Source organism: Haoranjiania flava (assembly GCF_025631005.1).
Classification (GTDB): Bacteria; Bacteroidota; Bacteroidia; order Chitinophagales; family Chitinophagaceae; genus Haoranjiania; species Haoranjiania flava.
Genome location: NZ_JAOTPL010000008.1, coordinates 54,995 through 71,444 on the forward strand (window position 1 = coordinate 54,995; position 16,450 = coordinate 71,444).

The following is a 16,450-nucleotide window of genomic DNA, read 5'->3' on the forward strand; positions in this document are numbered from 1 at the left end:
CATATTTTATAATCACAAAATCAAAACTATGGCTTACAAACTAAATCCCTATTTAAATTTCGATGGTAATTGTGAAGAAGCAATGACCTTTTACAAAGATGCTTTGGGTGTAGACTTTATCGGAGGTAAGATTATGCGTTTTGGCGATATGCCCGGCGGTACACAATCGTTTCCTGAAGAAGTCAAGAACAAGGTACTCCACTGTGGCTTGCCTGTAGGAGACAATGTCATTATGGCTTCCGATACATTTGGTGCTCCTGCAAAGTTTGTGGAAGGCACAAACAACTATCTCGCGCTGGGTGTCGACAGCAGGGAGGAGGCTGACCGCCTGTTTAACATACTCTCAGAGGGCGGTATTGTAGAAATGCCGATGTCGCAACAGTTCTTTGGTTACTTTGGTTCATTTACAGATAAGTTCGGTGTGATGTGGATGATCGTTTACGATGGCGAAACAACACATGGCTCATAATAGCTGCGCTGCATTTTTCAGCATGGCTTTATAAATTTTCCGGCTGGCGCTTGCGTGCACTTTTATGACTTTTTCCCCACTAAATTCGCGCGCGTTTTTTACGCGGAGAGGTGCAACGGCCTGGTTTCTTGTTGGTAAATAGCAACAAGAATTTGTAAAAGATTAAAATCAGGAATGCCGGCTTTGCGCTCTCGTGGAATTGTTTTTTTACCACGCAAAGGCCGCTAAGGTTGTTTACGCAAAGGCTGCAAAGTTTTTAAAAATCTCTCAATTAGAATTCCAGCCTGGCGTGCTTACTCTTTAGGCACTCTGCGTGAGCCTGATTTCTTGTTCGTAAATAGCAGCAAGAGTTTATAAAAGATTAAAATCAGGAATGCCAGCTTTGCGCTCTCGTGGAATTGTTTTTTTACCACGCAAAGGCCGCCAAGGTTGTTTATGCAAAGTTCGCAGAAGATCGTTGGCTACAGGATGAATGGGATTGCTTCGCTCGTGCCTCGCTCGCGACGACGTGTGTGGCGGTGTGGTCATATTCAACAAAGACACGTAAATAGTTTACACGTCGAATATTGCAATATATCATGGGTACGCGCCTTAAGGCACGTAAACTACTTACCAAAAAGGTTTTTCCATTTGGCTGCAAACCCGCCCGGGGCTTGTGTTTCAGCGGGTTGTTGAGCTAAAGCCTCAAGCTTACTGTTCAGTTCGCGGATCTCTGCTGCCAAAGCCGCCATGCCATTGTCTTCATTGGCTTTGTTACGGTTTTCATGTGCATACTGTATGATTTCCATCTCTTTGTCTATAAGCTTTTGAATCTCCAGGATTTTTGTTTGGGTAAACGATTTAAGATTGTCCAGTGATTCATCCAGCGTAGCATTTACTTTACCTACGGAGTTATTGATCATTTGCCTGCTGTGGTCGAGCGAGTTGTAGTGCTGTTGCAGGAAATCTATCAGTTGTTCATTGTGCTTAAAAGTCTGTATTACGTGGTCGCCCAGGACTTTAAAGTCATCGGTACGTGCAATCATCTCATTGATCTTATGGGTATATTCTTTTGATTGCAATAGCATGGCATTCACATTGTCGAGATAGCGGCTGAATTCCTGAAAGCGCTCGGTTGTCAGTTGCAGCTCCTGCAGCGTAGCAATATTTGCTTTGGCAAACTGCATGTTGTCGGTGCTTTCAATACGTTCAAGAATTTTATTCTGTATGCTCAATGATTCAAAATTCTTATCAATCAGTGTTCCCATCGACTTCATATTATTTTCAAAATCGGTGTTGAACATTTTGAGGTTTCTCTGCACGTTGCTGAATGCGTTGTTTAAATTCTGGTTCAGTAACGGCATCAGGTCAGACAATATAAATGTGTAGAAGTCTGTTTTCGCGGCTTCTTCCGATGCCAGCGCTCTCCTGTATTTACCGGTAAGATAAAAAGTAATGAGCAGCCCGGAAAACAGCATTACCAAAGCGATTGCGGTGATAGTGCCGTAAACCGAGTAGTGGTCTGCCGGCCCGTCTGAAACTTTCAGAAGCCCTGTGATGATAGCCAGAATTGCGCCTAATACCCCCATGCGGAAAGGTGCCGGTATATCTCTTTTAATGTCTTTTTCTACAAGCGATGTATTGCTTTCAACAATTTCTTTCAGCAATACATAATCGGAGGCGTAGCCTTTGTTGCGGATGAGGTAGATATTAATGGTGTTGATGATCCTGGAGAGGATATAGCTGTGGTTGGCCTTGGTAGTGAGCAGCTCTACTGCGTGCAGATTATGCGGTTTGTACTTCTCGTATTCAGCAAATGACTTATCGGGTTTATTATTTGAATAAAAATCTTTGGGATGCTCCATGTAATAGTTTTCCAACTCCGCAAGTATTTCCCGCGGATTGTTATGCAGCGAGTTGTCGGAGACATAAAAAGTATAGATTTTAAAATTATGCACAGGCGGAAATACTTTGTGCAGCCGCTGTATTTTCTGCTGTGCTTTAAAATAAATATTCAGTTGAATGGCTACAAACGCAATAACAATGAACCATTCAATCAATTCAAAACTATTCATAGCGTATCACTGCTTTTTCTTTGATCACCCATTTATCGTTTTCCAACATTACTTTTCCGGGCTGTTCGGTGATGATTTTTTTGGCATCTTTAGCTGCTACATTTTGTTCAATGCAGCCGGGCTTCAGGTAAACCTCGCTCCTGCGGATAATTTCCTGCGGTTGCGCACCTTTGGTGTGTATTACAAAAGTACCGGTATTTGCGTTGTTTTTTTCAAGTGTTATTTCATAAACCGTACCGCTTGCATCGTCCGTTTTCAACTCTGCGGGAAAGTAGTTGTCAATAGGCTTCAGCATGTAAAACACGGTTTTTTCTTCTGCTTTTGGCTGCTGAGGCTGCTGCTTTCTTGAGATTGTTTTTCTTAATTTATTATTTTCTTCCATCAGTGTTTTTAATTTAGTTTCGAGTTGCAATGCTGACTGTAGTTGGTTTCTCATCGAATGGTTTTCAGAAATCAACCGCTGGTTTTCCTTCTTACAATTAGTTATTGCTGCCGAATAAGCGCTTCTTGCCTTGCGGTCGTTCAGCCAGATCAGCACAGCAAGGATCATTACGGCCACCAGTATCACAATCAAAAGAATATCTGTCATATCGTATTATTTTTGAGCATCGGCAGATATTTTATACGCCAGCCTGTTCAGTACGCCTGTTGCGGGATAGAAGAATAACGTTTCTTCAATGTCTTCATTTTTATTGATCACATTTTTAAGCTTACGGTTAATGCCGTCTTTTAAAAATGTTTTCAGGTCTTCGCGCACATAGATCTTGCTTCTTTCTATCACTGCCGGGTTTACGCCAAAGTGTTTGTAATAGCTGTATTCATTGTTCCATTTAAAGAACTTATCAAAGAACACATTGGTTTCTTTGATCACTGAATCTATGATGTCTTCGTTCAGAATCTCGGCGTATTGCAATGATGCTTGAGGTAGCAGTAAATCTTCTGAAGTGCCCGAGAGCGTTACTTTTATCCTGTCTTCAATTTTATTCATACTGTTTACATCGGCCTTCATTTTCAAAGCGCCCTTGCCGGAGATTTCCTTAGGCTTATCGCCCAGTATCAGTTCAATGCGTGTGTGTGCATCCCGGCCGGAAATATCGCTGAAAATAATATTGGTAAGCTCTTCAATATTATCCAGGTCAGCCCCGAAAGATAATACGCGCAACAGTTTGGAGCCGTTGCCGCTAAACGTGATGTAGCGCGGTGTAGGCAGTTTTTTTGCATGCATGGTTTTAGCCAGGTGGTAAATCACGGCCATATAAAAGATCAGGAATACGATTTTCAGGTCCTCATCGCGCGTGAGCAGCTCAGAGAAAGAAATGTTTACATTCTTGTCTTTAAGCTCCGTATTATCTTCGAGTGAAAAGAAGAACTCAATCAGCTCAATACTGTTGTCGTTCCTGCCTTTCAGCGATTTATAAATGCTCACCAGCTTGTGCGCGTCAATGCCTTCCAGGCTTTTTAAAATATAATCTTCATACTTGTTGATAAAGCCGTTCCTGCCATTTTCTGTATACGCATCTCCGAATATAGCGCTTGATGCAAAGTGGAAAGAGGTGAGCAGCACAGGATTGTTTTCATGGAACACAACCGCATCTGTGGTGCCGCCGCCAATATCTACGTTCATCACCGGCTTATCCGAAGAAGATTCTGCATATCCCCAGTAAGGCGCAATGGATTCGGTGAGCGTGTTGATTTTGGTATCCTTATCAAAAAATTCATGCTTATATTTCTGCAGCTGGCTTTTGAAGAAATTCAGCCTGTGGCTCTCCATGCTCGAAGGATAAAGCCAGATGATCTCTGCTTTGTTTAAAGAACCATTGTTGAGCAGTATTTTATTCCTGATCATCAGCATCATCTGTTCAATGAATGCCTTGGTTCTTTTTTCCAGCTTTGCATCCTGGAAGTTAGACCACTTAAGGCTTCCGGTGATCTCGCTGTTTAATTTGAAATCTTCTTTCAGGTACCAGAAGGGGATGTTAAAATCTGCCAGTGCATAATTTTCCCTGTTTTCATTAAACTTGTTGTTGTCGTTGATCACTGTCCTGGTAGGGAAGTGGTATTTTACGTTTTCTCCTATGATCAATGGCATAAATTCTTCATCAATAATGGCTAACAGGTCGTCTGCGCCGAAGCCAAGTTTAGATAAAGATATCTGCATGGCCTTGCCCGGCTTGTGCAGCGTTGTGTACTGAATGTCTTTTTCGGTGATGTCAAATGGCCGTGGCTCAGATTCAGTAGAAGAGTTGTATTCTATGTGTGTATTGGTTGTGCCGAAGTCAATAGAAAATTTAAAGGCTTTTGTCAGCGCTTCTTTTTCTTTTACAATAAACCTGGGAATAAGGATGCCTGTTGATTTGCGGTTGTATACCTCTATAAAATCAAAGGTATGATTAACGATGGAGTAGGTAGTAGATACACCGTTCTGAGATTTGCGGCTTCTCTGCTTTACATCTTTTACCGGTATTGGCTGCAGTCCTTTATCTATGGCGGTTTCATACAATTTAATGCTATATTCATTGTTCCTGGTAAGCGGCGAAACATCGCGGTCTGCTACCAGTATCCTGTAATGCGGATCAATGCCTTCTATCTTAAGTTGGGGGTACAGCACTACCGTCATCTGGTTCTCCACAATTACGCCCTGGTTCTTGCTTTCTTCGGGTTGCAGAATTTTATCCTGAAACTGGTTCTTATTGTACACGCGTGTGAAAGTCACGTATTTACTACGTTGTATAGGAATACGCAAAGTTACTTTTACACCTGAGAGCATCTGCTCCATTTCAAGAACTTTTTTGCCGTCACTTACTACTCCCTGTAATTTTTCTGTGGTAAAGTAATCAAAAAAAGCTTTTTTAACGGGCAGCAGGTAGCAGTGATCTTTTTCTCCCTGTGTTACTTTATAGTTGCCGTCAAAAAACTTATCGCTGTCCATAGGAAATGGCAGGCGTGTAATGTATGGTTCTAAAAAGTCGCTTACCGTAAGGTACGGATACTGTATATGGTTCTGGTTGGGTAGTGTACGCTTATCCAGTGCTCGTTCATCGAAGTAGGGTACATTCCTGTGGTAGTTGTCGAGCCATTTGCCTCCCATAAAATTCAGCCCGTCATTGTTTTTTTCTGTAGGAAGAATGGCAGGCAGCTTATCGTGTGCGGCTTTTTCAGCATCAATAATGAAATCGTTATTAGCTGCAGGGTCTATGTCTGCCGTATTTTTGGCACGTAGCCTGAAACCCAGTATTTCTGCGTTGTTGCCGTCTCCGCCTACGCTGATGGGTGCATATTGGGTTTCATAAGTTTCCCGGTCAAACTGTTTGATCTCCTGCTTCAGATCTTCATCCAGGTGTTCAAAAGTATAGCCGAGATAATTATCAATATCAGTAAAATCTTCCGGGAACCTGTCGTAAGCAATCCTGAATGCGTAAATATATTTGATGAATTCTGCGCTCCTGTTTTTCAACGGGTAGAGGCTGAGGTCGAGCATACGGTCATTGCCGAAATTAATATCAACATAATCCAGGTTGTTGGCAGAAGAAAAGAACATGGTAGAGGGTGAAGTGCCGCCGATAATGTTGAGGATATCGGGCGCTCCTTTGCCGATGTAATTCAGCAGGTATATATGTTTCAGCTTGTGGAAGTTGAAAGCTTTTTTATCCTGTTTCAAAAACATTTTCAATGTTTCGCCAAGCAGCTTATGTTTAGGGTTGGAGGCATGCAGCAGCTTGCCAAGATCACTGTTGGTCTCTATTTCAATCTCTCCGTGTTGTACGCTTATGCCTGAATTCCATTCAATTACTTCTATTTTATCTTTCAATGATTCTATGTTGAAGAATATTTCTGCAATATCGAAACATTCTGATACCATGCGGTGATAAATGGTATTGCCGTCGAGGTTCCTGCTGTTGTTCACAAACCTGAAAGAAGTTCTTATCAGGTCCATCCTGGCAAAAGGCGAGGGGATGGAAGTGATCTGTGTAGCCACGTTGGCTCCTGCAGGGTCTTCGATGGAATTGATAAAATTATCCGACAGGTGACTATTTATCTGTGTCCAATGTTCAATATTTTCTGAAGCTCCTGTATGTAGACGAAAAATTTTGCTCATGCCTAAGGTCTGGTTTTAGTGGCTGATGTTATTGTCAAAAACGCTGGCGGTGGTTGCCGACATTAACGCTAATAGTTTTTTCTGGCTTGCAAGATGGTCATATTTCGGCGCTGATTCCGATAGCTGGTTCCTGAAGTTTTTCAGGCCGGAGCTTTTCAGCAAGCCGCTCAGAAAAGTTTTCTTCTCAGGCGCACCAACCACAAGCTGGTAAAGGTCATCGCCGGTTTTGTCCGGTTCAATTACGTGAAACGAAACATTGGAATACTGCATCTCCTGCAGCCATTCTTTAAAATGCGTATTAAACTGGTTCAGTACCTGTTTAAACCTCGTATCCAGGCCGTCCCTGTTGAGTTTGTTGTTGCCGTCCTGCGCCCAAGCTTCTCCCTTTTTGCCGGCCAGCTCTTCGTAGTGGTATTCCATAAATGCACGGAATAATGCGAATTTCGTCAGTGGTTTGGCGAGCATGTCATAAGTGGCTCTTGCCAGGTCTTTAAAGCGCACTACCGAAGCGTCGTTTTGCAGGCCGAATTCATAAAACAAGGGTTCATTGGCAGTGCCTTGCTGTACATGTAGTTCCTGGTCTGTAAGGCTCATGAAATCTACAACAGAAAGCGCTGCAGCCATTTCTATAAAGTGTGCGCGGTTCTTCTGTTCACTGGATCCGTCTGCGCCATCCTGCTCATTGGTTACTTTATCGCCAATGTAGTACAGTGCATTGATAGAGCGGTTTCCCGTCACATTCCTGGAGTAATAATGCAGCGCAGCCTTGGTTTTAGAAATAAATGTATCTGAATTAATGGTTGTCTTCTCATTGCCGCGTACACCAAAGTAGGGTAGAATGGTTACTGCGCCTATCCTGGCATCATTCAGAAAACTATGGTGCGGTACGGAAGGGTCTGCATCGCGGATGTTCTTTAAGATCAGCGGAAAGCCGGCGGCGCCCGTACCACCGAAGATAGAGCTGATGATAAATACCCGGTCGTTTGCCTCAAAATTTTGTGCGAACCGTTTAAAAAATTCTGATTGTTTAAACTTGTTCAGGACCACACTGCCGATGTTGGGGTTACCCTTGAAGCCTACTTCCATATTGGCTTCCAGGTTGTTCTTCGAAAACAAAAGCGACATCAGCGACTTATTACTTTCGTCCAGAGAACTGTATTCTATAAAGTCTTTGAAAAGCTGCTCCTTTACGCCTTCTATATCAAATTTAAAATTATCAGATACAAAGCTTCCGTCGCCCAATTCATCCAGGGAAGTGATTCTTGTGCTGAAAAAATCTGATTCATCGGATGATGCTTTTTCCCTGATCTCTTTATACAGGCGTAGAATCTCTACCGTGCGCGTAAGGTCTCCGTTGGATGCATCCGGGTCAATGATGATGGGAATAACCGTATCTGTATTCTCCATTTTTACACCGGAAGCCAGCAGCATGGCCAGTGATTTTACCACCCTCGAACCGGTGCCGCCTATAGCAAATAGAAATAATTTTGACATAATTTAAAAAGGAACTTTTCTGTTTACAGAACTTTTCCATTTGATGAGAATGGAAAACAAAATACTCCAGATAATTGAATAAATAAACGCGGTAGTTGCAAAGCCCGCACAGTCTGAAACGCCCACACGTAGCTGGTTACAGATGTTTCCGGCCTTCAGGTCGTTGTTGGTATATACAAATGCAATGATGAAAATAATCACAGCGCCGATGAGTACATTCAGCAGCCATTTACCTACATTGTTCCACCCCGAGCGGTTAAGAATGCCGTAGTAATAATTAAAAATGATCAGCGAATTGATGATAAACAAACTCAGGAACACCAGGTTGTAGGTTGATTGCCGCGTATAGTCAGCGCAGGCCATATCCAGGCCGCGCAAATGTTCGCCCAATCCATTGGAAGTGCTGTACATACCCAGCGCTTCAAACAAGCCGATCAAAAATTCTGATAAAGCCTTCATGTTTTTAAAAAATTATTTTTTTGATTTTAAGAAGATAAAGCCGCCTATCGCCAGCGCTGCTACCAGTATTATCCACCACGGAAAGCCCGAAGATGCACTGTTTTCGCCACCTCCGGCTGCATTTTTACTTATTTTTATATTTACTGAAAATTGTTCTTTACCGTCGTAGGCATTGTTGTAGGCCTGTGAAATTCCCTCGGCAAGGTATTTAAAGCCGAAAGTCTGGGTTTGTTGTACACTATCCAGCGGATCGGTATCGTTAAGGGTAGATGTTTTGCTGATCCAGCCCGGCAGGTTGGCTTTTAGCTTTACGGGTACATCCTGCCTTGGTTTCAGTTCGCTTGTTGCAAGGGTGTAGATGTGTGTAAAACCTTTAAGGCTTTCATTGGTATCATCGCCTATTTTTTCAATGGATACAATTTCATAGTTTGGAGGCAGTGTATAATTTTTCGTGTCCGTAATAAAGCTTTCGTCAATCTTTAAAAATTCCAGGTTGGCCACATAAGCGAACTGGAAAATGCCGTCTGTGCCGGCCGCTGCATTTGTCAGGCTCATGCTGGTAGCGGGTTGTACAATATCAAAATTGCCTTTTTTATGCAGGCGCACCAGCTTGGCTTTGGGGGTGCTTCCGGTAGGTGTGAGCAGGTAATAGCTATTTTCGTAACCTGTATAATTTTCAAAATCTGTTTTATCGAGGAAATTATTCAGGCTTTGATTTTTGCCGGTGATCAGTAGATAGTAAGGCCTGCGCACATCTTTACCGTTGAGGTCAACCACTTTGGGGCGTTGGCTTTCTATAAAATACCTGCCGTTGAAATTGGAATTCATCTTCACAATAATGGAGGAGAAATCACCTTTCTTTAATTGCTCTGAAAGGTTCATCACCAGTGAGTTCTTCGCCAGTTCCAGGTATTGTTGCGAGGTGCCCATGCTGTCAGAAAAAATAAAATCAGAGATAAGTATATTCACATCCTCGGGGTTTGCAGTCACTGTTTTACGGATGATCTCCGGCATGAAAGAAGTCCTGGTGCCGCAGCCGGAATTTTGAAAGCTCTGCGGATTCAGGTTCATAAAGAATTGTTGTATGTCAGCAGCAGTTGCTTTTAGTTTCTGCGGGCATATGCTGTTGTTGATGTAATAAATATTCACGTCTTTGGCAATACCCCTCGATTTAATATCGGTGATGATGCCCAACACAGCGTTCTTGAAATCTGAGCCGCTGTTTACATAGCCGTTCATACTGCCGGAGTTTTCTATATAAATATTAAAATTGGCCTTTGTATGTTTTACCGGCTGGTCTTCAACGGCCTCTTCATTAGCGTTAGCAGAAGGTTCCTGGTCATTGCGGGAACCGAAATTCCCGCTACCGCTTTTACTTTCACAGGAAAACAAAAACACGCAGGAGAGAAGGATGCTACAGAAATAATTCAACGGGAATTTTATTTGCATTCAGTCAATTTTTATCTTTACAAATATATTTTTATTTTTTGTATTAAAATATTGGTTCCCCCTAATTTAACCTTAAATACACACAAACCGGCTATTGCGGCAGGATGTAAAACCGGGAAGCATTAAAAAGTTTATATTTGTTTTCATAATTATGATGAAGGAAATAAGAAATATTACCAGGCAGATCGACGGGTGGATCAGGGCTTCATTCGCCGACAATATAGAGTTGCATTTACAGATTGCGTACAAGGTGTTGCTGGTGTTGCTTGTGTTCCTGCTCCTTGATTTTATTTTCAATAAATTATTCTCTCCTTTTATTAAAAAGTTTACCAAAAGGTCAGACAACAGGTTTTATGAAATAGCACACAGTGAAAGGGTTTTTTCATCGCTTATCAACTGCCTTTCCATTGGCATCACGTACCTGTCTATTGACTATGTTTTCTTTGAGGTGCATCCTCAGACGCATAACCTGCTTGACCGAATTGCATTTGCGGCATTAGTGATCGTGGCCGTAAACCTGTTTTTCAGGGTCTTGAATTCCTTTGAAAAGTATTACCGACTTTCCCTAAACTACAAGGGTACTGCGATGGTAACGGTGTTGCAGTCTGTAAAATTATTTGCGTATTTCCTGGCTGCCATTGCGTTGATCATGATTTTATTTGATGTACGGCTGAACACCATCCTCACTACCCTTGGCGCCACTACGGCTATATTTGTACTGGTATTTCGCGATACGATCCTCGGCATTATTTCAGGCTTTAACGTGGCTGCATCCAGGACCATTAAAGTGGGAGACTGGATATCTATACCCAAATATGACTTGGAAGGTGATGTAACGGAAATAAACCTGCTGACCACGAAAATCACTAATTTCGATAAAACCATTTCAACCATTCCTACCTACGACCTCATTACCACCGAAGTAAAAAACATGCAGGTACTGATAGACAGAAATTCACGACGCATCATACGCTCCATTTATTTTAACATCAATTCCTTTAAATTTATGGATGAGGAAATGAAAGAAAGATGGATGAAGATAAACCTGATTTCTGAATATCTAAAACTCAAAGAAAACGAGATCAACCAGCAGCGGCTGAACATGCCCAACAATGATATGCTCATCAATGGCATACAGCTTACCAACATCGGTGTTTTCAGGATCTACATTAAAAAATACCTCGAAAATCATCCTTACATAGACCAGGAAAATGTATTGGTAGTGCGCCAGCGCGATATTTCAGCAAAAGGCCTGCCATTGGAAATATACTGTTTCACTACGCTGGGGCGTTTTGCAGAGTTCGAAAATATACAGGCTGATATTTTTGACCACATCATGGTTGCGGCCAGTCATTTCGACCTCGAGATACTGCAAAGCAAAATTTAACTATATACAGTATTGTTTGCAGAAACATTTGTTTGTTTCGCTTATATTTGTCCTGCATTTAAAACTAAAATATGAATTTACACGAATACCAGGCTAAGGAAATTTTGAAGAATTACGGTGTGCCCGTACAGGAAGGCATTGCTGTAGAAACAGTGGAAGAAGCTGTTGATGCTTACAGGAAAATCAAAGAAGAGACCAACAGTAAGTTTGCTGTAATAAAAGCGCAGATACACGCCGGTGGCCGCGGTAAGGGAAAGATCAAAGGTAGCGAGCAGCGTGGTGTGCAGGTGGTGAAAAGTGAGGAAGAGGCAGCAACTGTTGCTAAAAATATTTTGGGCAATACACTGGTTACACTACAAACAGGTGAAGCAGGTAAGGTGGTGAATAAATTACTGGTAGCTAAAGATGCCTATTACGAAGGTCCTTCCCAAACAAAAGAATATTATTTATCTGTTCTGGTAGACCGTGCCAAAGGTCAGAACGTGATCATGTACAGCACGGAAGGCGGCATGAATATTGAAGAAGTGGCGCACAATACGCCTGATAAAATATTTAAGGAATGGGTACACCCGGGCGGCAAATTATTGCCATACCAGGCCAGGAAAATAGCTTTTAACCTGGGGCTTTCAGGCGATGCTTTTAAAAACTGCGTAAAGTTTGTGACTAACCTCTACAGTGCTTTTGCGGAAACAGATGCCAGCATGCTGGAGATAAATCCTTTGTTTAAAACTTCAGACGATAAGATTATTGCAGTGGATTGTAAACTGAATATAGATGATAATGCACTGATGCGTCATAAAGATATCGAAGCGGTGCGCGATATTTCAGAGGAAGACCCTACCGAAGTAGAGGCCGGTAAGTACAACCTGAACTTTGTAAAATTAGATGGTAATGTGGGTTGTATGGTAAATGGCGCCGGGCTGGCCATGGCTACGATGGACATGATCAAGCTGAGCGGCGGCGACCCGGCAAATTTCCTGGATGTGGGTGGTACAGCCAACGCTGAAACAGTGGAAGCAGGCTTCAGGATCATCTTAAAAGATCCGAATGTAAAAGCTATACTTATCAATATTTTTGGCGGTATAGTGCGTTGCGACCGCGTTGCAGACGGTGTGATACAGGCATACAGGAAACTGGGCGATATAAATATCCCCATCATTGTACGTTTGCAGGGCACCAATGCTGCTGAAGCCAAGAAGCTGATTGATGAGAGCGGGCTGAAAGTGCAGTCAGCCATCTTATTGAGTGAAGCGGCAGAACTGGTGAAGCAAGCTGTAGCTTAATTATTCAAAACCAAAATATAAAACGTACTTACAGCGCTGTTAACTTTTTAACGGCGCATTTTTTATTTCTCACATAATTTATGCTTGTACAGTACCTCACTACAATAATCAACATTCGTTAAACACGCAAACAGTTGTTGAAATCCAACCTAAGGAAATTTAATTATAAGGCAACTACTCTTTATGATAACATTGTATCCAATCAGAATGAAAGGTTAAAAAAATCATACTTAAAGTTTGGTTTAATGAAAATTAAATATATTTTTACACAATTGCAAACTTATACCAAAAGGTTTGCAATTTATCTGTTAAATATAATAGTTTATTAGATTTTCTAAACCACTAAATCAGGATTTTATGAAACCAACGTTCGTGAGTTTTAGGTGTTTGTTTCTGCTACTGCTATTTGGTATCGGTTTGCCACTGATAACTTTTGCTCAAACCACACTACCAACTTCAGTTACCGGAAGCGTAAAAGATGAGGAAGGCGAGCCGCTGAGTAACGCAACCATCTTTAATGAGCGCACCAAAGAAACAGTATTAACAGGTGAAAATGGCGAGTTTACCATTGATCTGAAAGAAAATGACAAGATAACTATTACCTATGTAGGTAAGCAACCCAAAACCCTGACTTATAGGGTAGACACAGATTTTAATGTAGTATTGAACAATGACGAAAAAAGCAGGTTAGGAGATGTAACTGTAGTGGCCACTGGGTACACCAATGTCGACAGGAAATTATTTACTGGTTCCAGCACACAAATACTGGCGAAGGATGCCATGCGCAGTGGCGTACCCGATGTATCCCGCATGCTGGAAGGTCAGGCCGCAGGTGTTTCCGTTCAAAACGTGTCAGGTACATTTGGAGCGGCGCCTAAGATCCGCATCAGGGGCGCAACTTCTTTGTCTGGCGATAACAAACCTCTCTGGGTTATTGATGGTATTATCCTGGAGGATATAGTCAATATTTCAAATGAAGCCCTCACCACAGGCGATGCTAATACGTTGATAGGATCTTCTATCGCCGGGTTAAACCCAGATGATATTGAGTCTATGACTATTTTAAGAGACGCTGCTGCTACAGCGCTATATGGGGCACGTGCTATGAATGGAGTAATAGTGGTGAACACAAAAAAAGGCAGGAATACGCAAGGACGTGCCAGCATCAATTACAGCGGGAACTTTACAACCTATCTAAAACCTAATTACAGTCAGTTCGACATAATGAATTCTGCAGAACAAATGTCTGTAATGCTGGAATTGGAAAACAAGGGATATTTCAATCATAGCCAGATTTCGCGGGGCTCTTCAGGTGGCATTTTCTTTAAAATGTACAATAAAATGTATGACTACGATCCGGCAACTGACAGCTATGCTTTGAAAAATACATTATCCGACAGGCTTGCTTTTCTGCAACGCTACGCCAAAGCCAATACGGATTGGTTTGACGTACTTTTTAAAAATTCCCTGTTGCAGGAGCATTCTGTAAGTATCACAACCGGTTCAGACAAGGCGCAAACCTATTTTTCAACCAGTTTCCTCAATGATAATGGGCAATCATTAGGAGATAAAGTAAAACGTTATACTGCCAACTTTAGAAACAATATCAAAATTAATAATAAACTAAGTGTGGAATTCGGCGTAAATGGCTCGATAAGAGACCAGCGCGCACCAGGTACACTTACCAGAAATTCAGATCCGGTTTATGGCCAGTATTCCAGGGATTTTGATATTAACCCATATTCATATGCTTTAAATACCAGCCGTCTTTTAACCCCTTATGACGAGAATGGAAACCTGGAATTTTTTACCAGGAACTATGCCCCATTTAATATCTTAAATGAATTAGAGAAAAATTATCTGGAGCTAAAGAGCTATGAAATGCAGGTACGTGGTGGATTAAAGTACAATATTATTCGCGGATTGAACTATTCATTCGATGCTGCCTACAGGTTTGCCAATACTAAAAGACAGCACTATATTAAGGAAGGTTCCAATATGGCAGAGGCATTCCGTGCAAATGGAGATGCTACAATTGCAGCAGGTAATATTCAACTTTATAAAGATCCTGACCTGCCGAATAGTTTACCTGTAGTGGTATTGCCTGAAGGTGGTTTCTATAACACCAACGATAATGCGCTGAAAAATTATTACATGAGAAATACGCTTGAATATGATAAGAGGTGGGGTGAGGCGCATTGGATTAACTTCTTGGGAATGACGGAAATCAGGTATACAGACCGGCAGTTCTCTAACTTTCAGGGGATAGCCTATCAATATGAAAATGGCGGTTTAGTAAATCCGAACTACCGCTACTTCAAGAAAATGATCGAAGGTGGGCAGTCCTATTTTGGAATGGATTATGGGTACGAACGTTTTGTGGCCAACATGTTGAGAGCGGCATATTCATTATATGAAAAGTATACTATAAATGCTACTTACAGATATGATGGTGCCAACCTTATGGGTAGATCTCCGGTGGCACGCTGGGTGCCTACATGGAACATAAGTGGTGCCTGGGATATAGACCGGGAAAATTTCTTTAACCCTGAGAATAAAATACTATCATCAGCCCGTGTGCGTGCTACGTATGGCTTAGTAGGTAATTTAGGAAACGCTACCAACTCTTCAGCTGTTTTTTACAATCAGATCACGTATAGGCCATATGAAAATGAAAAAGAAGCCGCTATAGGAATCAGTAGTTTGGAAAATTCGCAATTGACATGGGAGAAACTCTATGAATTAAACCTGGGTGCTGATCTTTCATTTTTACAGAAAAGAATTGACCTGACAGTAGACTGGTATAAACGCAATATTTTTGACCTGATAGGGCCTATAAAAACGTCAGGTATCGGTGGACAGTTTACCAAAACGGCAAACTACGGCAATATGACTGCACAAGGCTTTGAATTTACTTTGGGAGGAAATGTTATCCGCAATCCGGAAGGTTTTAACTGGCGTACACAATTTAATTTTGGTTACAATGAAAATAAAATCACCAACCTCGATGTAAACCCTAATATCTGGACATTGGTAAGGGCGGAGGGTGGTGCTATGAAAAATTATTCACAAAGAGGTTTATTTTCAATTAAATTCGACGGGCTTGATCCTCAATACGGATATCCCACCTTTATTAACGAAAAGGGAGAGAAAGACACTTACATATATTTGCAAAGTGATGATGTTGAGCACTTACACTATCATGGTCCGGTTGATCCCGTACTCACCGGAGGTTTTTTCAACAGGATAACATATAAAGGATTTTCGCTTTCAGCATTATTTACTTTTGCATCGGGTAACTATATCAGGTTGCAGCCTACTTTCTCCTCGTTTTATTCAGATATGGTTTCTATGTCAAAAGATATGGTTAACCGTTGGATTATGCCGGGAGATGAAACGCATACCACCATTCCCGCCTTGCTGGACCGGCATACGGCTGACAATGTGAGACGCGCTAATGGCAGCACGGTTAGCGCCACCTTTCCGTACAACGCTTACAACTATTCAACTGAACGTGTTGCGAAAGGGGATTTTGTGCGGTTTAAAAATATCTCTTTAGCTTATGTATTGCCAAATAGTTTAATTAACCGTTGGGGCCTGTCTTCTGCACAAATAGCATTAGTTGGTAATAATATAGCGCTGCTATATGCAGATAGGAAATTGAATGGCGCTGACCCGGAATTTTTCAACAACGGTGGCGTGGCTATGCCCATACCAAGACAATATACACTATCAGTAAAATTCGGCCTCTAATTGGCT

10 protein-coding genes are annotated in these 16,450 nt (G+C 41.8%); 4 read left to right on the top strand and 6 right to left on the bottom strand.

All coding sequences use genetic code 11. The features are described 5' to 3' along the window. Nucleotides 1-28 precede the first annotated feature (28 nt). Nucleotides 29-469 carry a VOC family protein gene (locus tag OD355_RS07200; protein WP_263037784.1) on the top strand — a complete coding sequence of 147 codons (441 nt, stop codon included), beginning with the start codon at nt 29-31 and terminating at the stop codon, nt 467-469. Between the two features lie 605 nt (nt 470-1,074). Here OD355_RS07200 and OD355_RS07205 read toward each other — a convergent pair. Genes OD355_RS07205 through OD355_RS07230 form a run of 6 tightly spaced genes read right to left on the bottom strand, consistent with a single transcriptional unit; the run spans nt 1,075 to nt 10,021 of the window. Beyond that, entirely contained in the window at nt 1,075-2,523 is a 1,449-nt protein-coding gene (locus OD355_RS07205) for a hypothetical protein (RefSeq protein WP_263037785.1), read from the bottom strand. After that, nucleotides 2,516-3,112 (bottom strand): hypothetical protein, encoded by a 597-nt coding sequence (locus tag OD355_RS07210; RefSeq protein ID WP_263037786.1) that lies wholly within the window; start codon nt 3,110-3,112, stop codon nt 2,516-2,518. The genes OD355_RS07205 and OD355_RS07210 overlap by 8 nt, the downstream gene beginning before the upstream one ends. A 6-nt stretch (nt 3,113-3,118) precedes the next feature. Further along, the gene (locus tag OD355_RS07215) at nt 3,119-6,619 is read right to left on the bottom strand and encodes a cell division protein FtsA (RefSeq protein WP_263037787.1); all 3,501 of its coding nucleotides are present in this window, start codon (nt 6,617-6,619) and stop codon (nt 3,119-3,121) included. A 15-nt stretch (nt 6,620-6,634) separates the two neighbouring features. Continuing rightward, on the bottom strand, nt 6,635-8,113 hold the full coding sequence (locus OD355_RS07220; protein WP_263037788.1) for a hypothetical protein: 1,479 nt from the start codon (nt 8,111-8,113) through the stop codon (nt 6,635-6,637). Between the two features lie 3 nt (nt 8,114-8,116). Beyond that, nucleotides 8,117-8,572, bottom strand: a complete 456-nt coding sequence (locus OD355_RS07225) for a hypothetical protein (protein ID WP_263037789.1) — start codon at nt 8,570-8,572, stop codon at nt 8,117-8,119. A 12-nt stretch (nt 8,573-8,584) separates the two neighbouring features. Further along, the gene (locus tag OD355_RS07230; protein WP_263037790.1) at nt 8,585-10,021 is read right to left on the bottom strand and encodes a hypothetical protein; all 1,437 of its coding nucleotides are present in this window, start codon (nt 10,019-10,021) and stop codon (nt 8,585-8,587) included. 151 nt (nt 10,022-10,172) lie between these two features. On the opposite strand from OD355_RS07230, the gene OD355_RS07235 reads away from it, so the two are divergent. The 3 genes from OD355_RS07235 to OD355_RS07245 all read left to right on the top strand — a co-directional run bounded on the left by OD355_RS07235 (nt 10,173) and on the right by OD355_RS07245 (nt 16,444). Beyond that, nucleotides 10,173-11,408 carry a mechanosensitive ion channel family protein gene (locus OD355_RS07235; protein WP_263037791.1) on the top strand — a complete coding sequence of 412 codons (1,236 nt, stop codon included), beginning with the start codon at nt 10,173-10,175 and terminating at the stop codon, nt 11,406-11,408. 71 nt (nt 11,409-11,479) lie between these two features. Further along, complete coding sequence (gene sucC / locus OD355_RS07240; protein ID WP_263037792.1) at nt 11,480-12,691, top strand: ADP-forming succinate--CoA ligase subunit beta; 1,212 nt, start codon at nt 11,480-11,482, stop codon at nt 12,689-12,691. Nucleotides 12,692-13,048: 357 nt separating this feature from the next. Further along, entirely contained in the window at nt 13,049-16,444 is a 3,396-nt protein-coding gene (locus OD355_RS07245) for a SusC/RagA family TonB-linked outer membrane protein (RefSeq protein ID WP_263037793.1), read from the top strand. The last annotated feature ends 6 nt before the right edge of the window (nt 16,445-16,450 follow it).